The sequence below is a fragment of the Chitinilyticum piscinae genome, from assembly GCF_015223195.1.
Taxonomy (GTDB): Bacteria; Pseudomonadota; Gammaproteobacteria; order Burkholderiales; family Chitinibacteraceae; genus Chitinilyticum; species Chitinilyticum piscinae.
The window spans coordinates 105,539-130,972 of record NZ_JADFUA010000008.1 but is presented as its reverse complement, the minus strand read 5'-3'; the positions used below and the strand labels follow the sequence as shown (position 1 = coordinate 130,972).

The 25,434-nt window shown below is 58.4% G+C and carries 22 protein-coding genes; 13 read left to right on the top strand and 9 right to left on the bottom strand.

Annotated features, from left to right (window positions below):
- Positions 1 to 205: 205 nt before the first annotated feature.
- Positions 206 to 1,063 (bottom strand): YicC/YloC family endoribonuclease, encoded by an 858-nt coding sequence (locus INR99_RS13400; protein WP_265588345.1) that lies wholly within the window; start codon positions 1,061 to 1,063, stop codon positions 206 to 208.
- A 108-nt stretch (positions 1,064 to 1,171) separates the two neighbouring features.
- Here INR99_RS13400 and INR99_RS13395 point away from each other — a divergent pair, with 108 nt between their 5' ends.
- Together INR99_RS13395 and INR99_RS13390 are read left to right on the top strand one after the other, a co-directional pair.
- A complete protein-coding gene (locus tag INR99_RS13395) occupies positions 1,172 to 2,137 on the top strand; it encodes a serine/threonine protein kinase (protein WP_194116858.1) in 966 nt (321 codons plus the stop codon).
- Positions 2,138 to 2,143: 6 nt separating this feature from the next.
- Positions 2,144 to 3,058, top strand: coding sequence for a PP2C family protein-serine/threonine phosphatase (locus INR99_RS13390; protein ID WP_194116857.1), 915 nt, complete (start codon positions 2,144 to 2,146; stop codon positions 3,056 to 3,058).
- Positions 3,059 to 3,158: 100 nt separating this feature from the next.
- On the opposite strand, the gene panD is transcribed toward INR99_RS13390, so the two are convergent.
- The 6 genes from panD to bioA form a co-directional block, all read right to left on the bottom strand.
- Entirely contained in the window at positions 3,159 to 3,539 is a 381-nt protein-coding gene (gene panD, locus INR99_RS13385; protein ID WP_194116856.1) for an aspartate 1-decarboxylase, read from the bottom strand.
- A gap of 116 nt (positions 3,540 to 3,655) precedes the next feature.
- Complete coding sequence (locus INR99_RS13380) at positions 3,656 to 4,225, bottom strand: hypothetical protein (protein ID WP_194116855.1); 570 nt, start codon at positions 4,223 to 4,225, stop codon at positions 3,656 to 3,658.
- Positions 4,226 to 4,249: 24 nt separating this feature from the next.
- On the bottom strand, positions 4,250 to 6,097 hold the full coding sequence (locus INR99_RS13375) for a ribonuclease catalytic domain-containing protein (protein ID WP_194116854.1): 1,848 nt from the start codon (positions 6,095 to 6,097) through the stop codon (positions 4,250 to 4,252).
- A gap of 93 nt (positions 6,098 to 6,190) precedes the next feature.
- Positions 6,191 to 7,105 carry an oxygen-dependent coproporphyrinogen oxidase gene (hemF, locus tag INR99_RS13370; RefSeq protein WP_228098312.1) on the bottom strand — a complete coding sequence of 305 codons (915 nt, stop codon included), beginning with the start codon at positions 7,103 to 7,105 and terminating at the stop codon, positions 6,191 to 6,193.
- A gap of 47 nt (positions 7,106 to 7,152) precedes the next feature.
- Positions 7,153 to 8,712, bottom strand: a complete 1,560-nt coding sequence (locus INR99_RS13365; protein WP_194116852.1) for a cyclic-di-GMP receptor FimW-related protein — start codon at positions 8,710 to 8,712, stop codon at positions 7,153 to 7,155.
- A 21-nt stretch (positions 8,713 to 8,733) separates the two neighbouring features.
- Positions 8,734 to 10,050 (bottom strand): adenosylmethionine--8-amino-7-oxononanoate transaminase, encoded by a 1,317-nt coding sequence (gene bioA, locus INR99_RS13360; protein WP_194116851.1) that lies wholly within the window; start codon positions 10,048 to 10,050, stop codon positions 8,734 to 8,736.
- Positions 10,051 to 10,200: 150 nt separating this feature from the next.
- Between bioA and INR99_RS13355 the strand changes: the two genes are divergently transcribed.
- From INR99_RS13355 to INR99_RS13320, 8 genes are all read left to right on the top strand, one after another.
- Entirely contained in the window at positions 10,201 to 11,385 is a 1,185-nt protein-coding gene (locus INR99_RS13355; RefSeq protein WP_194116850.1) for a response regulator transcription factor, read from the top strand.
- An 11-nt stretch (positions 11,386 to 11,396) separates the two neighbouring features.
- Positions 11,397 to 11,540: a hypothetical protein gene (locus tag INR99_RS13350; RefSeq protein WP_194116849.1), complete on the top strand. Its 144-nt coding sequence runs from the start codon at positions 11,397 to 11,399 to the stop codon at positions 11,538 to 11,540.
- A 24-nt stretch (positions 11,541 to 11,564) separates the two neighbouring features.
- The gene (locus INR99_RS13345) at positions 11,565 to 12,707 is read left to right on the top strand and encodes a L,D-transpeptidase family protein (RefSeq protein WP_194116848.1); all 1,143 of its coding nucleotides are present in this window, start codon (positions 11,565 to 11,567) and stop codon (positions 12,705 to 12,707) included.
- A gap of 131 nt (positions 12,708 to 12,838) precedes the next feature.
- Positions 12,839 to 14,467, top strand: a complete 1,629-nt coding sequence (locus tag INR99_RS13340; RefSeq protein ID WP_194116847.1) for a methyl-accepting chemotaxis protein — start codon at positions 12,839 to 12,841, stop codon at positions 14,465 to 14,467.
- A 65-nt stretch (positions 14,468 to 14,532) separates the two neighbouring features.
- A complete protein-coding gene (locus tag INR99_RS13335) occupies positions 14,533 to 16,296 on the top strand; it encodes a SulP family inorganic anion transporter (RefSeq protein ID WP_194116846.1) in 1,764 nt (587 codons plus the stop codon).
- 144 nt (positions 16,297 to 16,440) lie between these two features.
- A complete protein-coding gene (gene groES, locus INR99_RS13330) occupies positions 16,441 to 16,728 on the top strand; it encodes a co-chaperone GroES (RefSeq protein ID WP_028452172.1) in 288 nt (95 codons plus the stop codon).
- A 56-nt stretch (positions 16,729 to 16,784) separates the two neighbouring features.
- A complete protein-coding gene (gene groL / locus INR99_RS13325; RefSeq protein ID WP_028454912.1) occupies positions 16,785 to 18,422 on the top strand; it encodes a chaperonin GroEL in 1,638 nt (545 codons plus the stop codon).
- Between the two features lie 155 nt (positions 18,423 to 18,577).
- A complete protein-coding gene (locus tag INR99_RS13320) occupies positions 18,578 to 20,071 on the top strand; it encodes a calcium-binding protein (RefSeq protein WP_194116845.1) in 1,494 nt (497 codons plus the stop codon).
- Between the two features lie 79 nt (positions 20,072 to 20,150).
- Here INR99_RS13320 and INR99_RS13315 read toward each other — a convergent pair whose 3' ends face one another.
- On the bottom strand, positions 20,151 to 21,380 hold the full coding sequence (locus tag INR99_RS13315) for a glycosyltransferase family 4 protein (protein ID WP_194116844.1): 1,230 nt from the start codon (positions 21,378 to 21,380) through the stop codon (positions 20,151 to 20,153).
- Between the two features lie 29 nt (positions 21,381 to 21,409).
- Positions 21,410 to 22,231: a symmetrical bis(5'-nucleosyl)-tetraphosphatase gene (locus INR99_RS13310; RefSeq protein ID WP_194116843.1), complete on the bottom strand. Its 822-nt coding sequence runs from the start codon at positions 22,229 to 22,231 to the stop codon at positions 21,410 to 21,412.
- Between the two features lie 190 nt (positions 22,232 to 22,421).
- On the opposite strand from INR99_RS13310, the gene INR99_RS13305 reads away from it, so the two are divergent.
- Genes INR99_RS13305 through INR99_RS13295 form a run of 3 tightly spaced genes read left to right on the top strand, consistent with a single transcriptional unit; the run spans position 22,422 to position 25,398 of the window.
- The gene (locus INR99_RS13305) at positions 22,422 to 23,327 is read left to right on the top strand and encodes an HlyD family secretion protein (protein WP_228098311.1); all 906 of its coding nucleotides are present in this window, start codon (positions 22,422 to 22,424) and stop codon (positions 23,325 to 23,327) included.
- The gene (locus tag INR99_RS13300; RefSeq protein WP_194116841.1) at positions 23,324 to 24,268 is read left to right on the top strand and encodes an ABC transporter ATP-binding protein; all 945 of its coding nucleotides are present in this window, start codon (positions 23,324 to 23,326) and stop codon (positions 24,266 to 24,268) included. Before INR99_RS13305 ends, INR99_RS13300 begins: the two co-directional genes overlap by 4 nt.
- On the top strand, positions 24,265 to 25,398 hold the full coding sequence (locus INR99_RS13295) for an ABC transporter permease (RefSeq protein ID WP_194116840.1): 1,134 nt from the start codon (positions 24,265 to 24,267) through the stop codon (positions 25,396 to 25,398). The genes INR99_RS13300 and INR99_RS13295 overlap by 4 nt, the downstream gene beginning before the upstream one ends.
- The last annotated feature ends 36 nt before the right edge of the window (positions 25,399 to 25,434 follow it).

Genomic DNA, 25,434 nt, shown 5'->3' with positions numbered 1-25,434 from the left:
ATCGAGAAACCTGTTCTTTGACATACTTCATACCCGTATATGGTAAGTGCACCTTCAAGTTGTACCCACGGGGAGGCTTACAAACCATCCGTGGGTACAAAAAAGGTACAAGGCAAAAACGGGTAGGAAGGGTTTCGAAGCGTCAGGAAGCAGTCTGTATGCTAGTGTTTATGCCGCGTAGCGACGCATAAGGCTGTCAATACGCTTACTCAATGTTTTGTACTTGCTCGCGCATCTGTTCGATCAGTACTTTCAGCTCCATCGAAACCTTGCTTGTTTCACTCGAGACGGACTTCGAGCCGAGAGTATTCGCTTCGCGGTTCAGCTCCTGCATCAGGAAATCCAGACGTTTGCCGGCCGAGCCGCCCGCCTTGAGGATGCGGCGCAGTTCCGTGATGTGAGTGAGCAGGCGGTCGATTTCTTCCTGAATGTCGACTTTCTGGGCAAAGACCACGACTTCCTGGCGGATCCGCTCGTCATCGGCTCCCGCGCCCAGTGCATCAACCAGGCGCTGTGTGAGGCGTGCTTGGTAATCGGCAACAATCTGCGGGATCAGCGGTTGCACGCCCTTGACCAGGTCCTCCATGCTGGACGCACGCTCGCGCAGGATATCAGCCAGCTTCTCCCCTTCCCGGCCGCGGCTGGCCAGAAAGTCATCAAGAGCGGTATCCAGCAGTTCCAGCGCGGTCGCTTGCAGCTGTTCGATTGGTAGCGCATCGGATTCGATCACGCCGGGCCAGCGCAACAGTTCGCCGGTTTTCAGTTCACCTGCCCCTGGCTGATGTTCGCGCAGTTCGTCGGACAGGCGCAGCAATTCGGCGACCAGTGCATTATTCAGGCGCAGGCTGCTCTGTCCGCCTGCCCTGGCATTGAAGTTGACCCGACATTCGACCTTGCCGCGTGAGAGTCGTCCCGCGAGCTTTTCGCGAATGGCGCCTTCCAGTGCGCGGAACTCTTCTGGCAGGCGCAGTGTGGCGTCGAGGAAACGGTGGTTGACGGCGCGCAGTTCGACGGCGAGCACGCCCTGTTCCAGCTCACGCTGGGCGCTGGCATAGCCAGTCATGCTATAGATCATTCGTTTTATCCAATTCAGTGCGACTGTCCTTTACATTTGGGCAGTGCAGCAATCACAATTCAAAGTCAGGCTTCACCAGTATAACGAAACCAGCGGATGGCCACCCCAAGCAATCAACCGTTAGCGCGCGGTTACCAGCTCCAGAACTACACCATAGCCAAGCTCCTGTCAGCGGGCGGGTTCAGTATTGTCTATCTGGCGCACGATGAAAACGACTATCCGGTCGCCATCAAGGAATACCTGCCCAATTCGCTCGCGCTTCGTCGCGAAGGTGTGGCGGTGGTACAGGCGACCAGTGACGAAAATCTGGCGCTGTTCCGGCACGGGCTGAAATGTTTCTTCGAGGAGGGCAAGACACTTGCCCGCATCCAGCACCCGAACATTGTGCGCGTAATCAATTTTTTCCGTGCCAATGAAACCGTCTACATGGTGATGGAGTACGAGCGAGGGCGTACGCTGCAGAAAGAAATCCAGCTCAAATTCGGCCGGGAAGGCGTGGACGAGAAGCTGATCCGGCACGTGTTTTTCCATCTGCTCAATGGTCTGCGTGAAGTGCATCTCAACAAGCTGCTGCATCTGGATATCAAGCCGGCCAATATTTACATCCGCAAGGATGGCTCGCCGGTTTTGCTTGATTTCGGATCGGCACGCCAGGCGCTGACTACCGAGCACACCCGGCTTACCCCGATGTACACCCCTGGGTTTGCCGCCCCGGAGCAATACAGTCGCAAGACTCAGCAGGGGCCGTGGACGGATATTTACGGCGTCGGCGCGTCGATGTTCGCCTGCATTGCCGGTACTGCACCGCAGGCAGCGGATGCCCGGGAAAAAGAAGACAAACTCGAACATCTGTCGAACAAGTTTGGTGACCGTTATTCACCCGAGCTGCTGGAGCTGATTCATCAGTGCTTGCAGCTTGATCCGGTGCAGCGTCCGCAAAGCGTGCCGCAGATCCAGAAAATGCTGCTGGAGCCTGCCTCGCCGCCGGCCAGGCGCAGCAGTCTCGCCGCCACGCTGAAACGGGCGTGGATCAATATGACCTTGCCGCGCAACAGGGAGTAAGTGGCGATGAAATTCACGGTCTATCAGGATAGCCGGCAAGGCGGGCGCAAATACAATCAGGATCGCGTAGGTTATTCCTACAGCCGAGACTCCCTGCTGCTGGTGGTAGCCGACGGCATGGGTGGGCATCTGCATGGCGAGGTGGCCGCACAGATAGTTGTGCAATTGCTGTCGGACCAGTTCCAGCAGAAGGCCGACCCGATTATTCATCGCCCGCTGGAGTTCCTCGAAGACGGGCTCATGAAATGCCATGATGCGATCTACAACTACGCCAGCAATCATCATCTCCTTGAGATTCCGCGCACGACTGCGGTGGCCTGTATTGTCCAGGATGGCATGGCGTACTGGGCGCATGTCGGTGATTCAAGGCTGTATCTGATCCGCAAGGAAACGGTTGTAGCCATGACACGCGATCACTCCAAGGTGCGCAAGCTGCTGGATTCGGGCGCGATTACAGCGGCAGAAGCCGCCGTACACCCGGAGCGCAACAAGATTTACAACTGTCTTGGGGGGACACTGACGCCTGAGGTCGAAGTAGGCGGCAAGATTCCGCTGCATGACGGCGATGCCATCCTGTTGTGTACCGATGGCTTCTGGGGATCGACCGTGGATGCCGAGCTGACGCATTTCATGTCGTCGTTCCCGGTGCTGTTCGCCGTCCCGCAGCTGATGGATCGTGCCGAATTCCGCGGCGGCAAATACGGCGACAACCTCACTGCACTGGCGATCAACTGGCATGAAGATATCGAGCCCGCCGAACTGGGCGAAGAATCGATGATCTCGACGCAAAAGCTGGATGCGCACACCATCAGCACCCACGTTGATCCGCTGTCGATCCGTCAGGTGAGCGATATTACCGACGATGATATCGAGCGCGCCATCCAGGAAATCCAGTCGGCGATTGCCAAATATTCAAAGTAGGGTATCGGTGTGTAGGCCGCTGAAATTGTCGTCTGTAGCAATATACCCTCCAAATAACAAAGCCACCCGCGGGTGGCTTTGTTATTTGCGCTTGATGCGATCAGGCCGCCTGGGTCGGAATGGCGTTTTTCACATTGGTCATGCGGTTGGCTGAGTCGACATACACCAGCGTCGGGTGATGTTCGCCAAGTTCTGCCTCGTTGTACTGGGCAAAGGTAGCGATGATCAGCAGATCACCCACCTGGGCATGGCGTGCCGCCGAGCCGTTCACCGAAATGATGCCCGAACCGCGGGCGCCCTTGATGGCGTAGGTCGAGAAACGTGCGCCGTTATTGATGTTCCAGATGTGGATTTCTTCATATTCACGGATGTTGGCTGCTTCCAGCAGGTTCTCGTCGATCGCGCACGAGCCCTCATAGTGCAGTTCCGCATGGGTGGCGGTAACACGGTGAATCTTGGATTTCAGCATCGAGCGTTGCATCTGCCTCTCCTGCCAGTCTTGGTAAGCCAAAGGCTGCGATTATAAATGGGTAAAATGAAATGCCAAGCGGTTTGGCTGGCAATTTCGACGTGAATTCTGCCGCTGGTCAATCCGTATCAGTTCTGCCGGTAGACCAGGCAGCCATCGAGGAGGTATTCGCCGGGCTGGATGCCACTGGCATTCAGTGCCACGCGGTCAAACTGCAAGCGGCGCCCCTTGATTTCGACCCAGGCTGGAATCGGCCGATCCTGGTAACGGCCGACAGGATCCTCGGCGCGCAGTACATCGTCGGACTGGGAGGGCGCCGCCGCCGGAGCCGTGTTCGCCACCGCTGCCGGAGGAGGGGTGAAGGCAACCTCGTCCAGTCGTGCACCGGCAGGCGCTTCACCGGGCTGTGCGCCCAGGCTACGCAGGTACAGATTGAATAGCAGGCGCGGCAGAATGACCCGGCGTACCTGCTTGGTGCTGTCGATGACGCAGGCCACCGGGAAGTTTGCGCCACAGCTCGGGCAGCGTGCCTTGGCCGCGATGGCGATGTGATCTTCCACCAGTCGGGCCACGCCATGCATGTGGCGCGCGTGCAGCATCGTGCCGCACTGCACACAGGGCTTGGAGAATTGCCGCACCTGTTCGCCGTTGGCAAATTTCTGCGGCAGGTATTCGTTGAGTGGTCGGTTCGGTAGCATGCGTTTCGGTCTCGGTCAGTATGCTTACAGCGTAGCCATGCGCAGCTCGAGCTGCAGATCAAGATAATCGATGGCCAAGCGTTGCAACTTGATATTGGTGCCGGCCGGAAGTTCCGGCAAGCCCCCGACGCGAACGACCAGCGGCATGCCCTCGATGCGGACGAGATTCTCCTTGATCACGCTCGCAGACAGCTCGCGCAGGTTTTCCTGTTCGATGTAGCGCAGGCACCAATAGCGCTCCATCTTGTCCTGGAAGTCAGCATAGGCAGCATAGGCGGTATCGAAATTCGAAATGATGCTGTAGAGCTCGGCGTCATTTTTCTGGAAACGCGGCTTTTCGTTGCGCAGCAGCGCGATCAGCTGGGTCTGGTTGACGAAGTCGACCGCGCGACGCAACGGAGAGCTTGACCACGCATAGCATTCCACACCAAGGCCGATGTGCTGGCCGGGTTGGGTGGTCATGCGTACGCGTCCGGCGACCTGCGCCCGGTAAATGCCAGCCACCTGCGCGTCGCGCAGATTCTTGCCCCACTGGCTGTTGACCAGAATCATCAGCTCGGCAACCAGCTTGTCCATCGGCGCACCACGCTTGCGCGGCACAATGCGGACGACTTCACTTGGGCCATCGCGGTCGATGTAGAAGCTGTAATCCAGTCGCTGGATCTGGTTTTCTGCCTTGCCGCGGCGGCCTTCCAGTTCGCCGGCGAAGCGCCAGAGCCAGGTCAGCTCGTCTTTCCACTCGAAGTCGGGAGTATCGGCGCGGCCTGCTGTTTCCTCGTTGAACAGAGGCTCGATCTGGTCATGGCGCAGGTTGGCGACGATGGGTACGCATTCGATCACCGAGCGGTGGCTGAGAATCTCGTAGCCGGCGTTGACTTCCAGATACATCGACAGCGCGGGGCGTGCCGCGCCTTCCTGCAGGGTGAATACCTCGACGGCTGCATCGGGCAGCATGGTGATCTTGTTGCCCGGCATGTAGACCGTCGAGAGACGGTCGAGGATGACCTGATCCAGCGGGGTCCCCGGGGCAATGCCAAGTACCGGTGCAGCAATATGGATGCCAACCTGCCAGTTGCCATTGGGTAGCTGAACCAGGCTGAAGGCATCGTCGATTTCGGTGGTGGTGGCGTCGTCGATGCTGAAGCCGCGCACATTGGCCACCGGCAGGTCCGCCGGGGCGGCCAGCTCCGGGAAGGATGGGAAATCCAGTCCTTTAGGAAAATATTCGTGCTGGAATTCATCGAAGAAGTAGCGCTCGACACTTGGAATGGCGCCCACCCGTTCCAGCAGGCGCAGGGGGCTGAGCTGGGCGGCATCGGCGGCCGCAGCCAGCGCCTTCCACTCGATGCTGTTCTTGTCCGGGCGGAACAACAGGCGGTTCAGTTGCGGAGCAAAGGCCTGCGGCAGCTTGCGGGCAGCCAGCTCGGCTTGCCATGCGGCCATCTGTTCCGCTTCGCGCTGTTTGCGTTCCAGCCCTGCTTTGGCTGCCTTGAGGTTTTCTTCCGGTGCCGCCTTGTAGCGGCCACGGCCCTTACGATAGAAATACATCGGCGCAGCATGCAGGCCGATTGCGGCTGCCGCCTGTTGCTGCGGCGTGGCGGCTTTGCCGAAGTATTCCAGCGCGATGTCCTGAAAACCGAATTCATCCGCACCACAGCATTCCCACAGGAAGTCGGTGTCGATTTCCGCTGCGGCTGCTTCCGCCGCGCTGATGAATTCTTCCAGCCCGATGCGGTCGAAGCGCAGCAGAACATTGGCGCTCTTGATTTTCGAGCGTTTACCGCGCTGGTCTTCCACCATCAGGCTGGCCTGTTGCTCGTCCTTGATGGTGGCTACCTTGAAGTGGCCGTCTTCTTCGTAAAAAACATTCATTGGGGTCTGCTAGTGCCGCGCGGAAAAAGGGCGAAATTATAGCAAAAAAGGGCAGCCACTGGCTGCCCCTCAGTCGTGGAAATGGTCGATAAATCAAGCCGGAGCGGTCAGTTCCAGCCAGTCTCGTTCGCACAGGAAGTCACTGAGCAGCGCGCTTTCCGGGCTGCCGGCATCAGGATGGTAGTCGTAACGCCAGTTTACCACTGGGGGCAGCGACATCAGGATGGACTCGGTCCGCCCCCCCGACTGCAGGCCGAATAACGTGCCGCGGTCGAACACCAGATTGAATTCCACATAGCGTCCACGGCGGTAGGTCTGCCAGTCGCGCTCGCGCGCGCCATATTCCAGCTCGCGGCGGCGATCGACAATCGGCACATAGGCGGGCAGGAAGGCATTGCCGACGGCCTGCATCAGCGCGAAACTGCCGGCAAACCCTAGTTCATTGAAATCATCAAAGAAGACGCCGCCGATGCCGCGCGGCTCCTTGCGGTGCTTGAGGTAGAAATAGCGGTCGCACCATGCCTTGAAATCGGGGTAGTAGCGGGCACCGAAAGGATCCAGTGCATCTTTGCAGGTTTGATGGAAATGCTGGGCATCGCTAACGTGGCCATAGTATGGGGTGAGATCCATCCCGCCCCCGAACCAGAACACGTCCTCCTGGCTCGTAGCAAAGGCGCGGAACAGGCGCACATTCATGTGCACGGTCGGCACGTAAGGGTTGCGCGGATGCAGCACCAGCGACACCCCCATGGCCTCGAACGCGCGACCCGCCAGCTCGGGGCGGTGAGCCGAGGCGGAGGGAGGCAGTCCTTCGCCCATGACGTGCGAGAAATTGACGCCCCCACGCTCGAACAGCTGGCCACCTTCAATCACGCGGGTGACACCACCACCTCCACCGGGACGCTCCCAGCTATCCGTGTGGAAGCAGCTGCCATCCAGTTGCTCTAGCGTGGCGACGATATTCTGCTGCAGGGTGAGCAGGTAGTCCTTAACTTGTAGGGTATCCAACGATATTCCAGTATTTTTATGGTTTTCAGGGTAATACATACCCATGTTTATTCGGTGCTGGCCTGAAATTCGAACAGGTCATAGCCCATCTGTTGTTCGCAAAGCTTGCTGCCGCGAACCCGCTTCTCGCCGCTGCTGTTGACGAGCACCAGCTCGCGCAAGGGGGTATAGACACCCTTGCTGGCGGCAATCCGCGCTGGTTGTTTCAGTGCCGGTATTTCCGGCAACAACAGGGCAGGCAGGAAGGGGAGGTGTTCGGCGCCGATGCTCGGGCGCAGCAGCAGTGGAACGGCCCGCGCCGACAGTACCTGCAGCCCCATTTCGATGGCGCCATCTTCATGTTGCTGCAGCCAGCGGACCGAGCAGGTCAGCCAGCCCGCATCGGCTCCGCTGCGCAGGGCGACGATCTCGCCGGCCCGCAGGATTTCATTGGTGCTGCTTTGCAGGCGTACGGCATAGCCGCCGGGGCTCTCATTGATTACAGCCCAAGTGGATAGCTCCAGATCGGCTGGGTGTGGCTGGGTCGCCTCCGGAATACTGCCGTCATCAAGCACCGGAATGATCGGTTGTCCCTGGTGCAGGGTGAAGGTGGCTGCCCGCAAACCTGCCGCGATATCCACGCTGGCTTCGGCCGGGATGCGTTGATACAGGCGCTGCGGGGTAATCGTCCACTGCCGGGCTACCCGCCGCACCAGTTCCAGCCAGGCGAGCACCTTGGAGCGATCATTGGCCGTCGGAGCCTTTTCTTCGATACCTTTTTCGACGCGTTTGAGTTTTTGCCCCAGTTCCTGCGTATCCAGCAAAACCAGCTTGCCATCGGAGAATTCCAGATGTTTGCTGCCGATGTACTGGGCAGGTTTGTCGGCCTCCAGTTCGACCAGAAAAAAGCCCGGAGCATTGCTGAGTTTGCTCATGGGCTGGAAGTGCGCCAGATGCGCATAACTTTCCGCCAGTTCCAGCACCTTTTCGACTTCCGGGCCGGCAAAGCGCAGCGGATCTGCCAGCGCCAGTACCAGCAGCCGCTTGTACATGCCGCCGATGCAGCGCTCGGCGCCATTTTCTTTGGGCTCATCCAGAAAGCGCCCCTCGGCGCCTAGCAGGAAGAGTTGGTGAGCATCGAGCCAGACGCCCGGCGGCAGGGTCATGTAGAGACGGCAGCTGACCTGATACAGCCGCCAGTAGCAGTGCAGCACGGCCAGTACGAATCCGGGCAATACCTTGGCGTTATTCAGTACAAAGCGTTTTTCACTGCGATCCTGCAGTGCGCGCTTCCAGCCGATGGCCAGCTCCAGCCAGAGCGTACGCACCAGCATGGCTGCTGCCCGGGCTTCATCTTTCAGTGGCAGGCCACTGGCGGCATAACACAGCTCGAAGCTGCCGGAGAGCAACTCAAGCGTGGTCTGGTATTCGTTGAGCAGCCTAGCACGATCATCCGCGTCAAGTTTGACCCGGTTCAGTGCATGCAGCGAATCGCTCAGCAGTCGCCCGGCTTCCTGCACATTGCCCGTAGGCAGCGCAATCAGCCACTCCTTGAGTTTCTTGGGGTTAGTTTCGACGGATTTGGCGAGCGTCGGATCGTAATCGGGCAGGGTGAGCTGCAGGGGCATGGTGTTTACCAGACGGCAGAATCAGGGGCGCAGTACGCTATCCAGCGCGGCCAGCGTGCCGTGGGCCAGGAGCGCTGCATCGTCGCCGTTCAGTATATAGGGCGGCATGAAATAAAGGGTAGCGCCGATGGGGCGCAGTAGCAGTCCGTGTTGCAGTGCAGCCAGAAACAGCTGGCGGGCAAATCCGGCAGGTGCATCGCTGACATCACCTGCCCAGATCATGCCCTGCTGGCGCCAGTTGCGGATGCGCGGGTGTGCCGCCAGTGCGGCAAAGGGGCCGGCACTGAATGCGGCGGCCTTGCTCCGGTTGCTGCTGATCACGGCGTCGTCGCGAAAGATATCGAGGGTTGCCAGTGCTGCCGCACATGCCAGCGGGTTGCCGGTATAGGAGTGCGAATGCAGGAATGCCCGGGTGCTGCTGTCGTCATAAAAGGCGGTATAGAGCGTATCGCTACACAGAACAACGGCTAGCGGCAGATACCCCGCGGTAATCCCCTTCGAGAGACACATCAGGTCGGGGCGGATGCCAGCTTGCTCGCACGCAAACATTGTGCCGGTACGGCCAAAGCCGACCGCAATCTCGTCGGCAATCAACAGGATCTGGTAGCGGTCGCACAGCTCGCGGGCGCGGCGCAAATAGTGCGCGTCATACAACGCCATGCCGGCGGCGCCCTGCACCAGTGGCTCGACAATCAGTGCGGCAATTTCCTGGTGATGGGCGGCCAGCGTCTGTTCGAGCTGCATCGCCGCGCGCTCGGCCACGTCAACGGCGGATTCGCCTGCCTGAGCCTGCCGTGCGTCCGGGCTCATGACCATGAAGTTGTCGCGAATCAGCGGCGCATAGGCGTCACGGAAGATCGGCACATCCGTGACCGACAGTGCGCCCAGTGTTTCGCCGTGATAGCTGTCCTGCAGGTACACGAATCGCGATTTGTCCGGACGGCCGGTGTTGCGCCAGAAATGTGCTGCCATTTTCAGTGCAATTTCGGTCGCAGAAGCGCCGTCGGAGCCGTAAAAGGCATGTCCCAGACCCGTCAGGGAGCCCAGGCGCTCGGAGAGTTCGATCACTGGCTCATGGGTGAATCCCGCGAGCATGACGTGCTCGATGCGGTCGAGCTGGCTGTGGATGGCTGCCTTGATGCGTGGTTCGTTATGCCCGAACAGATTGACCCACCAGCTCGACACCGCATCGAGATAGCGCCGTCCATCGGAATCCACCAGCCAGACGCCATCGCCATGGCTGATCGGGATCAGTGGCAGCGTTTCATGGTGTTTCATCTGTGTGCAGGGATGCCAGACTGCAGCCAGACTGCGCGCCAGCAGGGTGTCGTTGCTCATCAGAGTGCTTGCGAGGAGGTAAGGCAGGCTATTGTCGCATGATTCGTTGCCAACTTTGTGTCTCCAGGCGGCTTGCATCGCTGACTTGAAACGCTATCTTAATATCCTAGTCAGCAAAATGAGAGCAATGCTCAGGTGAAGGGTGGTGTCATGAATCAGCGTATCTTGATTGTCGACGATGTGGCCGCAACGGCTGCCAGACTGGCCGAAAGCTTGGCAGGCCTTGGAGAGGTGGTGGTGGCCAGCAAGGCCACCGACGCGCTGCAACGGCTTGATGCTGCAGCCTACTCGGTCGTGATGCTGAGTGCCGGGTTGGCGGGTACGGATTGTTTTGCGCTGTGCCGCGCGATTCGCAAGGCGCACTCGCAGACCCGAATTCTGTTTGTCGACGGTGTCAACGGGCAGACTTCCGGTCAGGCACGCATGGATGCCTACATGGCTGGAGCCGACGATTTTCTCGAATCGGCGGCTCACCTTGAAGAAGTGCAACGGAAAGTCGAGTTGCTGCTGTACGTGCTGGACAATGCCGAACGCCTGCAGCACTCGCTGGAGGAGGCCAATTCGGTGGCCATGCTGGCGATCACCAATACCAGCGAACTGGGAGGGGTCATCGATTTCATCAAGCGGGCAATGAGCTGCGAGGACATCGAAACCCTGTTAAAGGCATTACTGTCTGCCCTGTCGGGGCGCTTTAGCCTCAAGGGGTCTGCGCAGATCCGGCTGGGGTGCGAGCAGAAAACCCTCAATACCGATGGCCGCTCCAGTCCGCTGGAGGCGGAAATGCTGGCCTCCCAGGCGCAGGACGCACGGCGGATCTTTCAGTATGGTCACCGCCTGATCATCAACTATCCGGCGGTGACGCTACTGGTGAAGGAGCTTCCGGATGACGATGAGTATGTCGGGCGCTTGCGCGACCACCTGGCCATCATGGCCGAGGCGGCAGATCACCGCGTGCACGGCATCCAGGTCGAAGCGCAAAACCGCCAGAAAAGCATCATGATCCAGCAGTCGCTGCGTCATATCCGCGACGTGATCGGCATGCTGGAGCAGAACTACAAACAGCAGCAGTCCAGTACGCTGCAGCTGTTTGACCAGATGCGCTTCAATCTTGATCCGCTACTGACCAGTCTTGGGCTCACCGATCATCAGGAAATCGGCATCCTGCGGCTTATAGAGGGGACCGCCGAAGATGCCTCCGCGCTTTACGAAGCCGGTCTGATGCTGGATCAGCATTTCGATGGCATTCTGGCCGAACTTTCCACGCTGGTGGCAAGCGAAGTGCCGGCAGAAAAACCACAGGCTATGACGGAGGATGACAGCATCCTTCTGTTCTGAGTTCTGGGTATATGGATGAAGCCAAGGATTTTAAAGGCTATTTAACATATACCGGCATGGGTATTTTTGTTGTTGTTGCTTACTTCACTTTCATTGGTGTGTACTTGCTGCGTAAGGTTTTGCCATTGCCTACCATGATGGCTCCGTATTGCTAACTGGCACCGTGCCGAACCTTAATCATGCGTTTCCCTCTGCTGTCGTTCCTGTTTACTGGATTAGTCTGCTCGGCCTCCGTCTGTGCGACCCCGATTGATGCCGTTCGGGCGGAAATTGCACGTTTACAGGCTCTGCCTCCGGTCGGGCAGACACTGGTCCCGCAAGGTGCAGCACTCAAGGAGGGGGCCAGTGGTGTTGCAACCGCCCTGCTGAAACAACGGCTGCGCGAACTGGGTTATCCCGCCAATCATTCCGACGAGTTCGACCCGTCGATCACGCTTGCGGTGCGTGACTACCAGAAGGATCAGGGCCTGAAACAGGATGGCGTAGTGGATCGCCAGACGCGCTATAACCTGAATCTGGACAATGCGGCGAAATTGAAGCTGCTGCAATGGCAGTTGCCGCAGATGGAGGCGATCGCCGCGGCTGGTGGCGAGCGCTATATCGTGGTCAATATTCCCGCGTTTACACTGACCGCTTACCAGTCTGGGCAGCCAGTTCTGCAGTCAAAAGTGGTCATTGGTCGTCCTGACCGGCAAACCCCGCTACTGGCCACGCGCCTGGTCGCCTTGCAGTTCAATCCATCGTGGTCGGCGCCGCCGACGGTGGTGCGCAATGATCTGATCAAGCAAGGCAAGCTGGATACCGCCAAGCTGCGGGAAAAAAAACTCGTCATGCTGGGAGCCGATGGCGAGCGCGTGGATCCCGAGGAAGTCGCAGCCAATCCGGATGCCAACCTGCTGGCGTATCGCTACTATCAGGAGCCCGGTGATCGCAATGCGCTGGGTAAACTGAAATTCGTTCTGACTGATAGCAATAATATCTATCTGCACGATACCCCACAAAAGAGCGCCTTCGAACGCGAGACCCGCTCGGCGTCTTCGGGCTGTGTGCGCGTTCAGCGCTGGCTGGATCTGGCGGCATGGGTGCAGCAGAAAACCGGCGATGAGATCAGCCACAAGGTCGCGGCAGGGCGCAGTGTTTACCAGCCTGTGAACGAGCCGGTCAAAGTCTATCTGGTGTACTGGCCTGCCGAGGTTGAAGGGCAGCAGCTGCGCTGGCGGGATGACATCTATGGTCTGTTTCTGCGCCCGGAGGGCGTGAATGTAGCGCTGCAGGCTCGGTCGGCAGCGGCAAAGGGTGTTGGTCGGTTGGCCAGGAACTAGACTGGCAAGCACTCAAGGCGAGCGAAAGCGTCATAACTCCTGTCCCGCCGGTCATAGCCGCCGCGCTGCACTACCTCTAGCCTCGAAGCACAAGTCCGGCATCACAAGCCGGGCAATACGGGGAGAGGAAAATGAAAATACTGTTAGCGCTGCGGGTGCGAACCCGCCTATGGTTGCTGGGCGGCGTTGCCCTGCTCGGAATGCTGTCCCTTACCCTGCTGGCGCTGAGTGTTCAGCGCCAGTCCATGCTGAAGGACCGGATGGGCAAGGTGCGCAGCCAGGTTGAGACCGCAGCCGGGGTCATCGGCCATTTCCAGCAACTCGAGCAGGAAGGAAGGCTGGATCGAGAGCAGGCCCAGCTGGCTGCCATTGCAGCCTTGCGGCAGGTTCGTTACGACAAGAGCGAGTATTTCTTCATCTTTGATACCCGGCAGGTCTATAAGCTCATGCCCACCAAGCCCGAATTCGAAGGGCAGAGCAAGGGTGACCTGAAAGACAGCAATGGCAAGCTCATCTTGCAAGCGCTGAGCGCCGCCGCTCGGGCGGGCGGGGGCTTTGTCGATTACGACTTTGTGAAGCTGGGTTCCGACAAGCCCGAGCCGAAAATTTCCTATGCCACTTTGGTGCCGGGCTGGGACTGGGTGATCGGAACCGGTGTCTATGTCGATGATATTAACCGGGCATTCCGGCAGAACCTCCTTATCGGGGTGGGGCAGCTGTTGTTGCTAGGCGTGTTGATCGGTGGCGTTGCATGGCTGGTTGCCCGCAGCATCCTGTATCAGCTAGGAGGAGAGCCGGCACAGGCCATGCACATCATGCATCAAGTTGCTGCCGGGGATCTTCGGCAGGATATGCCTGTTGCACCAGCCGGCAGTCTTTTGGCATCGCTGGCTCAAATGAACACGGGATTGCGCCAGCTGATCGGCGAGGTCCGGGATGATGCCGCGCTGTTGCAACGGCAGGCCGGTGAAATAGCCACATCCAGCCGGGAGGTCTCGATCGCGGCCGGGCGTCAGGCTGATGCAACCTCATCAATGGCCGCAGCGATGGAAGAGCTGACGGTAAGCATCAACCACATTTCCGACAGCTCGGCAGTGACCGAGCAGGCCTCGCGGCAAGCTACTGCATTGGCCCGGACTGGAGTGGGGCAGGTGGCCGATGCCAGTCAAGCCATGGAGCACATTGCCGGCTGTGTCTCGCAGGCCAGCGAGCAAATCAGGCTGCTCAACAGCAAGGCCCAGGAAGTCTCGGGCATTGCGGCGGTGATCAAGGATATTGCCGGGCAGACCAATCTGCTGGCGCTCAATGCGGCCATCGAGGCCGCCCGGGCTGGTGAGCAGGGACGCGGTTTTGCGGTGGTGGCAGATGAAGTGCGCAAGCTGGCTGAACGCACGGCGACTGCAACCGTCAATATCGAGCAGGTGCTGGCCAGCATCCAGACAGACACACTCGCCGTTGTCGGGGTGATGGATGCAGCGCTGCCACAGGTTAGCCAGGGCGTCGAGCTGGCTCGCTCGGTTTCAGGTTCGCTCGAACGGATCCATGCCGGAGCGGATGAGACTCTAAGTCATCTTCATGAAGTTGCGTCGGCGACCCGCGAGCAAAGTCTGGCGAGTACCAGCATTGCGGCCAGGGTCGAAGATGTGTCGCAGATGGTTGAAGAAACCAGCTGTGCCATCAGCCAGACTGCCGAAAACGCGGCACAGGTCGAGCATATTGCCGGCCGCCTGAACGACCTGGTGCGGCGTTTCCGCGTCTGAGCCGACTTCGCCTTTGTTGCCCCCTCGTTCTTGGCTACACTCGGAACAGAATGGGGAAAAACGGTATGCGGCCTTTACTCGGAGAGGGAACCTGGCAAAGACTGCTGGCACAGTCCGGACTGGCTGCCGCACGGCGCGGTATGCTCTGGCGGGATGCCCTGGCCGGAATCAGCGTCTGTGTGGTACTGGTTCCGGCTTGTGTCGCCTATGCAGAACTGGCCGGCATGCCGCCGCAGAGTGGGCTCTATACTGCACTGGCAGGCATGCTGGTGTATGCCCTGCTGGGTAGTTCTCGGCATGTGATTGTTGGTCCGGATGCAGCGCTGGCGCTGTTGGTCGTGGCTGCTGTAACACCACTGGCAGGAGGTGACCCGCTGCAATATGCCTTTTTGGCGGCTCAGCTGGCAGTACTCGTCGGCATCCTGATGCTGCTGGCTGCCAAGGCTCGGCTGGGGGCGGTAGCCGATTTGCTGTCCAAGCCGGTACTGCTTGGCTTCATGAATGGCGCAGCATTGATCCTGATTGCCAGCCAGCTGGGCAAATTCACTGGTTTGCGCCTGCAGCAGGATGACTTTTTTCCGCGTTTGCTCGAACTGGTCAGCCGATGGCAGGAAATAGCCCCCGCGACAGCGTTTACCGGCGGGGTAGCCTTGTTTGTCCTGCTGCTGTTGCGCCAATGGCGACCGAATTTCCCCGGAGCTTTGCCGGTGTTCGTTCTGGCGATTTTGGCGGGGTATCTATTGCGGTTGGATCAGCATGGTGTGCTGCTGCTGGGTACTTTGCCGACGGGTATTCCAATGCTGCGCTGGCCTGAATTTGCTCCTGCCCATCTGGCAACGCTGCTGCCGGCTGCAGCGGGCATTGCACTGCTGGCGATGCCGGAAGGCATCCTGCTGGCGCGCGCTTTTGCCCGCAAGAATGGATACGAGATCGAGCCCAACCGTGAGCTGGCTGCGCTGGGCGTCGCCAATATCGCGGCAGGATGTCTGCAGGGCTTTGCTCTGGGGGCCAGTCAGTCTCGTACCGCCATCAACGATGCATCAGGTTGCCGCTCTGCCGTTTCCGGGCTGGTGGCCGCAGGCCTGCTGCTGCTGTTCCTGCTGTTCCTGTCGGATTCCCTTCGTTTTCTGCCAGCGCCGGCGCTATCGGCCATTCTCATTGCTGCGGGTCTGGGGCTGATTGACCTGCATGCGGTACGCAGCATGTACCGGGTGGACCGGACTGCGGCCATGTTTTCCCTGATTACCACTGCTGGCGTGCTTGTTGTTGGGGTATTGCCAGGAATCATAGTTGGAATATTGCTTTCACTTGCATACCTGATACGGTTTATGTCGAGACCCTTTGATGCGGTGCTCAGTAATGTCGAGGGGCGCAAAGGGTTCCATGACGCGGGAGATCCGGATATGAGCGGACATTCCCGGTACTTGCAGGGTTTGCTGGTCTATCGTTTCTACGCGCCGCTCCTGTTTGCCAACAGTACCTTCTTCTTCGACCGGATTGCCCAGCTGGTTGCCGATGACGGCGATACGCGCTGGGTACTGATCGATGCGCAAGCCATTACCTTTCTGGATGTCACTGCAGCCGAACAGTTGCTGGCGCTGAACCGCATGCTGGAAGAGGCCGGCATCGATCTGAAGTTCGCCCGCTGCAACCGGCCACTGCGCGAGGCACTGGATCGTTATGGAGTCACCGCCGCGATTGGTGCGGACAGTTTTTATGCGCATGTGCACGATGCCATCGAGGATTACCGGCAACTCTATCCTGATGTGCAGCCGGAACTGGTGCCGACGCTGGGCTGGGATGGCGTCGAGCGTCGCCGCGAGCGCTGAAAATCTTCTGCTTTCTCCCCTTGAAAAGCCCTTTCCCCGCCCATATCATTGGCACTCGTTAGCCGAGAGTGCTAACAGCATGAATCAAATCCTTGATTCTGTTGCTTTTACCATTCTCATCTCATTCATCAGGAGAGTAAGACCATGAAAATTCGTCCCTTGCATGACCGCGTCGTGATCAAGCGTGTTGAAGCAGAAGAAAAGACCGCCTCGGGTATCGTATTGCCGGGCGCCGCTGCCGAAAAGCCGGACATGGGCGAAGTCGTTGCCGTGGGCACTGGCAAGCTGCTGGATGATGGCACCGTGCGTGCCCTGTCGGTCAAGGTTGGCGACAAGGTCATCCTCGGCAAGTACAGCGGTCAGACCGTGAAGCTGGATGGCGAAGAACTGACCGTCCTGCGCGAAGAAGACATCTTCGCCGTTGTTGAATAATCGAGCGTTTCCGCTCTTCAACGACCTTTAATTTCAAGCATTCGGAGTAATTGAAAATGGCTGCAAAAGAAGTTCTGTTTGGCGACAACGCCCGTGCCAAGATGGTTAATGGCGTTAACGTACTGGCTAACGCGGTTAAGGTAACCCTGGGCCCGAAGGGCCGTAACGTGGTTCTGGATCGCTCCTTCGGCGCGCCGACCATCACCAAGGATGGTGTTTCCGTTGCCAAGGAAATCGAACTGGAAGACAAGTTCGAAAACATGGGCGCCCAGCTGGTGAAGGAAGTGGCTTCCAAGACTTCCGACATCGCCGGTGACGGTACCACTACCGCTACTGTTCTGGCTCAAGCCATCGTTCAGGAAGGCATGAAGTACGTGGCTGCCGGCTTCAACCCGACCGATCTGAAGCGCGGTATCGACAAGGCTGTCGTGGCGCTGGTTGGTGAGCTGAAGAACATCGCCAAGCCGACCACCACCTCCAAGGAAATCGCCCAGGTTGGTTCCATCTCCGCCAACTCCGACGCTGACGTTGGCCAGATCATCGCCGACGCGATGGACAAGGTCGGCAAGGAAGGCGTCATCACCGTTGAAGACGGCAAGAGCTTGAACAACGAGCTGGACGTGGTTGAAGGCATGCAGTTCGACCGCGGCTACCTGTCCCCGTACTTCATCAACAACCCGGACAAGCAGATCGCTGCCCTGGAAAACCCGTTCGTGCTGCTGTTCGACAAGAAGATCAGCAACATCCGCGATCTGCTGCCGGTACTGGAACAAGTTGCCAAGGCTGGCCGTCCGCTGCTGATCATCGCCGAAGACGTGGACGGTGAAGCGCTGGCCACTCTGGTTGTGAACAACATCCGCGGCATCCTGAAGACCGTTGCCGTCAAGGCTCCGGGCTTTGGCGACCGTCGCAAGGCCATGCTGGAAGACATCGCCATCCTGACCGGCGGTACCGTGATTGCCGAAGAAGTTGGCCTGACCCTGGAAAAGGCAACCCTGGACCAGCTCGGCCGCGCTGCGCGCATTGAAGTGGGCAAGGAAAACACCACCATTATCGACGGCGCTGGCGCTGAAGATGCCATCAAGTCCCGCGTTGCGACCATCCGCAAGCAGATCGACGAAGCCACTAGCGACTACGACCGTGAAAAGCTGCAAGAGCGCGTGGCCAAGCTGGCGGGCGGTGTTGCCGTGATCAAGGTTGGCGCTGCGACCGAAGTTGAAATGAAGGAAAAGAAGGCGCGCGTGGAAGATGCACTGCACGCGACTCGCGCTGCCGTGGAAGAAGGTATTGTGGCCGGTGGTGGCGTTGCCCTGCTGCGCGCCCGCGCCAACCTCGGTGAAGTGGCTACCTCCAACCACGACCAGGAGCAGGGCGTGAAGATCGTCCTGAAGGCCATCGAAGCCCCGCTGCGCCAGATCGTGGCCAACGCCGGCGACGAGCCTTCTGTCGTCATCAACAACGTGCTGGCCGGCAAGGGCAACTACGGCTACAACGCCGCCACCGGTGAATACGGTGACATGGTTGAGCAGGGCGTGCTGGATCCGGCCAAGGTGACCCGCTCCGCGCTGCAACACGCTGCGTCCATCGCCGGTCTGCTGCTGACCACTGATTGCATGGTGGCCGAGCTGCCGAAGAAGGATGCTCCGGCAATGCCGGACATGGGTGGCATGGGCGGCATGGGCGGCATGATGTAATTGCCGGTCAGACGACCTTTTGCACCAACAACAACGCCACCCTCGGGTGGCGTTGTTGTTGGTGCTTTCAGTTGAACGGTTGTTTGCAATATGTGATGTTCGTGATAGATTTCAGGTTACTGTCAATTTTCTGACGCTATCATGGAGAGAAGGGTATGGCTAGTTATTACGCGAAAGAGTTCTACAACTACACCACAGCAACCGGCACAACTGGGAATGACTATTTCCAGCCGAACGTCGGTGATTCCACTACTACGGCGCTGGCTGGCAATGACTACTTGTTCATCCATAATGGCGGCAACCATATTGCTGATATGGGTGATGGGAACGATCTTGTTGAAATTGGTAGTGTAGGTTCTTCACGGATCAATCTGGGAGCGGGCAACGATACCCTTGAGGTTTGGGGATGGAATGCCGACAATAAATCTTCTGTCCATGTCATCGGTGGCGCGGGTAATGATGTAATTATTGCTGGTGACGGTTCTTCCTTCGACCGCATTGATTACAGTTATGTCACTTCTACTACTGGATTTAATATCAACCTTGATGCTGGAATTGCCACGTCAGGTGCTGAAAAAGATCTAATTTCTGGATTCGAGCTCGTAGTTGGCACCAAGAATGCAGACACTATCGTTGGTGATGAAAAGTCGAATGTCTTGGGTGGTGGTGCAGGTAACGATAAGTTGTATGGCGGTGCCGGTGGTGATGAGCTTGAAGCAGGCGCTGGTAATGACTACGTTGATGGCGGTGCCAATGATGGTTTTGGTTGGAGCGCTGATTGGTACGAAGTTTATTCTGATGCCGCCATGCGCGTTGATTTGACCAAGCAGGGTGTAGGTCAGCTTGTTTCCACTCTTGAGGGAACTGATACGCTGGTGGGGATTGAAAATGTTCGTACCGGTCAGGGTGATGATGTGATCATTGGCGATGCTGTTGACAATTCCCTCAATGGGGGCATGGGCAAGGATACCATTACCGGTGGAGCTGGGAATGACACTCTGCGAGGAAACTGGGAGCAAGAGCAGGCAGCTGACTCGCTGGTTGGTGGCACGGGCAATGATTACTACCAAATCAGCAGTGGCGACATTGTCGTCGAGGCTGCGGATGCCGGATGGGATCGTGTTTATTCGGATATTGACTATACCCTAGGAGCCAATCTCGAGGGACTTATCCTGGGGGGGCGTGCCCGTAATGGCAATGGTAACTTTCTTGCCAATCAGCTCGATGGCAATTCGGTGGCTAATAACCTGTATGGCGGAGCTGGCGACGACTCCATTAGTGGCGGCGGTGGCAGTGATACACTTATTGGATCTACTGGAACAGATCAGCTGACTGGCGGCACGGGTGCTGACACATTCGATTTCAATGCGCTTTCTGAGCTAGGCCTGAACGGAACGAAAGACATGATTATGGATTTCGCTATCTGGCAAGATGATAAGATCGACCTTTCCAGCATTGACACCAATGCTGCCTTGGCTGGCGATCAGGCATTCACATTCAGTTCGACCGTACCAGTTGCCGGAGGTGGCTTGAACAAAGTATGGTTCAACGGCTGCATTAACATCAGCATTGATGCAGACAATACTGCTGAATACCAAATTGAACTGGTGGGGCTCACATCTGTGACGGCCGACAGTTTCATTCTGTAAATGATTTCGGAGGTCTGGTAGTTCCGGATCAATAACATCGCCACCTTCGGGTGGCGGTGTTGCTTCATGGGGGTATGATTCAGGAGTGAATAAGCTCTATCAACTTAGGCAAGCAAACACTCTGAAGATCATATTGGCTGATCGCCGTCAGCCGTGCCTGCTCACGCAGGGGGTGGTACTTCGTTGGATTGCTCATTGCGCGGGTGATGGTAGCAGCAATGCCTTGATGATCAAAGAAATCAACCAGCAGGCCATTTCGGCCATCCTTAATGACCTCGGTAACTGGCGTGGTATTTGAGCCGATGACGATGCACCCCGCTGACATTGCTTCGATCATGGACCACGACAAGACAAACGGGTAAGTCAGATACAGATGTGCGCTGGAAATCTGCAATAGGCTGAGGTAGGCGTGGTAGGGCAGTTTTCCCGTGAAATGCACTCTTGCATGGTCAATCTTGTCTGCTACCTCTTTCAGGTAGAGCTTGCGATAGCCCCCTTCGGGTGGCTTGCGACCATATGAGACATCATCTCCTCCGACCACTACAAATTGAGCGTGAGGATTTTGTGCCATCATGATCGGTAATGCGCGCATGAACGAATGAAAGCCCCGGTAGGGCTCCAGGTTGCGATTGACAAAGGTCACTACCTGATCGCGGCGGGTGAGCACGCGGCCATCTGCCAGCGTGAAAGAGGCTTCTGGGTTGGGAGCAACCTGAACAGTGTCAATGCCGTCGTGTACGACAGCAATTTTATGATGAAACTCCGGGGGATGCACGCTTTTCTGCCATTCTGTTGGCGCAATTCCGAGATCGCAATCGAGCAATGCTTGAGTAAGGGTCGAATTCTTAACCCTGATTCGGCAATAATCATCCAGATTGGATCCGAACTCTGGGTCAAACCCAACGTCGGCGCCCGTGCCTCGGTAGTAAAATTCACAAAAAGAGATGATTTTTGACTTCGGAAATACATCTCTGGCGAATAGCATCTCTCCCCAGCCGGGGTGTCCTAATAGAATGTCCGGATAAAATCCCCTTTTTTTGAGATCCAGTAATACGCGGGTTACTTGCTGCCCCCTACGAATATTGCCTTCGAATCCCTTGAGGTATGGGTGGGTGTGTTCACCCGCAGCATGTGGTGATTTATAGCCAATCAGCTTCATATTGTGGGGTAGTTCCGCCCCGTTGAAGCGCTGCCGAACAAGATGCTCCTCTCCGATGCCCACGACCAAATTGTCCGGTTTTTTCGCAAGTGCGGGGAATAAATGCTTGTATTGGCCGGGGAAGTTCTGATGGATTAGTAGATAGCGCATAATACGGAGCTCAAAATTCCAGACGATAATTAATCACAAATTGCCTGATAAGTATGCCTTGCAGGGGCCTGTAGCAGCATTCGCTTATCCAGCTCCAGTCCGACCAGCATCCCGCCCCACACGCAGCCAGCATCAAGTGCAATGACGTCAGGGGTGATTTTTACTCCCAGAGCGGACCAGTGGCCGAACAGGATAGGCTTGGGGAGTGACTGACGCCTGGGCCAGTCAAACCACGGCAGGAAACCGGGCTGGGCGCGGTCCCCTTTGAAGGCCATGGCGAGTTCACCGCCGTCATTCAGAAAACGCATGCGGGTGAAGGCATTGATGGTGAAACGCGCGCGGCTCAGTGGATGCCGGCTGGCGGTCGGCCAATCAGCAGGGCTGCTGCCATACATGGCCCCCAGCAGGTTTGCAAACTCTGGGGCTGCGAGTTGCGCTTCCACCTGTCGGGCTTCATTGTGGGCGTCATCCAGTGACCAGCCGGGCCAGATACCGGCGTGACACAGCAGATAATCTTCCAGTTCGATCAAGAGCGGCTGCTTGCGCAGCCAGTGCATCAGCACATCGACGTCAGCGGCGGCCAAAACGTGCAGGGTGGAGTCATCCGGCTTGCGAGTGGTCGCCTTGGCCCAGCACGCCAGCAGATGCAGGTCATGATTGCCCAGCACCACGCGCGTGCAGTGCTGATGACTGTGCACCCAGCGCAGCACATCAAGCGACTTTGGGCCGCGGCTAACCAGATCCCCTAGCAGATAGAGACGATCGTGGCCGGGGTCAAAGCGGATTCGGGCCAGCAGGGCCATGAATTCGTCAAAACAACCCTGCAGGTCGCCAATGGCATAGCGCGCCATCCCCTGTGCTCCGCTTTTTTCGAGCTTGCAAGGGTAACAAGCCCGGCGTGCAGGTCCAAGTTCCTTTTCGCGATTGTTGCACGACAACACGCGTCGCTCCGAGTTGCTCATAATGGGGTAAGGGAATGCGGTGGAGAGTGTGATGGGGCGATACGGGTTAATCGTAATAACGCTGCTGGCTGGTCTGGTCATGACGGCATGTCAGCGCACCGGGACGACTGCCTGGCAAGGCTATGTGGAAGGCGAGTTTGTCGCGATCGCCAGTCCGCAATCGGGGCAGCTGGATGCTTTGCTGGTGCAGAAGGGGCAGCGTGTCACGGCCAGTCAGCCGCTGTTTGTGCTCAATGCCGTACGTGAGCGGTCCCAGCTGGAACAGGCGCAGCAGCAATGGTTGGCTGCCCGCGCGCAGTTGGCTGATCTGGAGCAGGGCAAGCGAGCTCCAGAGGTTGCCGAGGTCGAGGCACGCCTGGCTCAGGCACTGGCTGATGCCGAACGGGCGAAACAGGTGTTGAAGCGCAATGAGGCCTTGTATCGCGAAGGAGGGGTCTCGGGGCAGCAACTGGATGATGCGCGCAATCTGGCTGCAGTGAGCGATGGGCAAGTGAAACAGCAGCAATCAGCCCTGCAGGTTGCCCGGCTCGCTGCACGTACAGACCAGATCCGCGCACAGAGTGCGCTGGTTGCGGCCGCCAGTGCGGCGGCGACACAGGCCACTTGGCAGTTGGAGCAGACGGCCCAGCGTGCGCCGCAGGATGCGCTGGTGAGCGACACACTCTACCGGGCCGGCGACTGGGTTGCTGCCGGCCAGCCTGTGCTGCGCTTGTTGCCGCCACGGAACGTCAAGCTGCGGTTTTTTATCGGCGCCGAGGCTCTTGCTCGTCTGCCTGTTGGCGCAAGTGTGGGTGCCCGGTGCGATGGCTGTCAGCCCTTTGCGGCACAGGTCAGCTGGGTGGCTCCGGGGCCGGAATTCACCCCGCCGGTGATCTACAGCAATGAACAGCGGCACAAGCTGGTCTGGCTAGTCGAGGCTCAGCCCGCCAGCGGAATTGCCATGGCGCTCCACCCCGGTCAACCCGTTACGGTCCATCTGCCATGACCATCGGAAACGAGTGGGCGATTGCGGTCGATGGATTGAACAAGCACTTTGGCGACAAGCATGTGGTCAATAATCTCTCCCTGCGCGTGCGCCCCGGTGAGATATTTGGCTTTCTCGGCCCCAATGGCAGTGGCAAAACCACCAGCATCCGCCTGATGTGCGGCCTGCTGACACCGGATTCGGGCAGTGGCTCCTGTCTTGGCTACGACATCGTGCGCGAGGCTGAGCAGATCAAGCGCAATGTGGGTTATATGACGCAGAAGTTCTCGTACTGGGATGATCTGACGATTCGCGAGAATCTGGATTTTGTCGCGCGCATGTATGAGATGCCGGATCGATCGGCAGTTGTTGCCCGTGCCCTGGACGAGCTGGGGCTGGCATCGCGCGCCGGGCAGCTGGCCGGCAGCCTGTCCGGCGGCTGGAAGCAGCGGCTGGCGCTGGCAGCGTGCATGCTGCACCAGCCCAGACTGCTGCTGCTGGACGAACCGACTGCTGGCGTGGATCCAACTGCAAGGCGGGATTTCTGGGCTGAATTGCACCGGCTGGCGGCGAAGGGCATCAGCGTGCTGGTGAGCACACACTATATGGATGAAGCCGAGCGCTGTCACAAGCTGGCCTACATCGCCTATGGCAGTTTACTGGCGCAAGGCACGGCCGGTGAAATCGTTGCGGCTGCGGGACTGGCAACAGTATGTGTGCGTGGCAGCGGGCTGGGCAGTGTTGCCGAGCAGCTGGAGCGGCACCCTGCTGTGAGCCAGACGGTGGTGTTCGGTGACACCTTGCATGTCAGTGGCCGCGATTTGCCGGCACTGCAGCATGCCGTCGGGGTGGAACTTGCCGGGCGGGGGCTAGGGATTGAAGTGATCCCGACCGGGCTGGAAGATGTGTTCATCCATCTGATGAAGCAGGCCCGGGACAATTTCGCGGGAGCAGACGCATGAGTGGCTGGTCCTGGACACGCTGGTGGGGCATCGTGCTCAAGGAGTTCCGGCAATTACGCCGCGACCGTGTGAGTTTTGCCATGGTGATTGGCGTGCCCATCATCCAGATGGTGCTGTTTGGTTATGCGATCAACAGCGATCCCCGTCATCTGCCCACCGCCGTGATCGTGCACGAGCCCTCCGAGTTCACCCGCAGTTTTGTGGCTGCGATGCAGCATTCCAGCTACTTCGACGTGCTGCCCGCATTGGATTCGGAGGCCTTGGCCACGGCGGCACTTGATCGGGGTGAAGTGATGTTTGTGCTGACGGTTCCTCCCGGCTTTACCCGTTCGCTGTTGCGGGGTGAGCGGCCGGACTTGTTGGTCGAGGCCGACGCGACTGACCCGACCGCCACCGGCATGGCGCTCTCGGTCTTGCCCGAATTGGCGCGCCAGGTGGCCTTGCGCGAGCTGGATGGGCCATGGCTCAAGCTGAGGCCTGCCGATCCGCCATTCGGGGTGATTGTGCATCGCCGTTACAACCCGGAAGGCATCACCCAGTACAACATCATTCCCGGCCTGATGGGGGTGGTGATGAGCATGACACTGGTGATGATGACCGGGCTGGCGATGACACGTGAACGCGAGCGGGGCACGATGGAAAATTTGCTGGCCACGCCGGTGCAGCCGCTCGAAGTCATCACCGGCAAGATCGTGCCCTATGTGCTGATCGGGCTGGTTCAGGCCACGGTGATTCTGCTGGGCGCACGCGGACTGTTCGACGTGCCGTTCTCCGGAAATCTGCTGGCGGTCTACCTGGCCGCCTTGCTCTTTATCGCGGCCAGCCTGGCTGTGGGCATCACGCTGTCTTCACTGGCGCGCAACCAGCTGCAGGCGGTGCAGCTGACCATCTTCTATTTCCTGCCGAATATCCTGCTGTCGGGCTTCATGTTTCCATTTCGGGGAATGCCCGAGTGGGCGCAGCGAATCGGCAGCATCCTGCCGCTGACGCATTTCAACCGGCTGATGCGCGGAATCTTGCTCAAAGGCAATGGCTGGGCCGAGCAGTGGCCCCATATCTGGCCGCAGCTGCTGTTTACCGCGCTGGTGATGCTGGTGGCTGTGCTGGCGTACCGCAAGACACTGGATTGAGGGGTATGTGCACAGGTGCTCAATAAACAATGGATC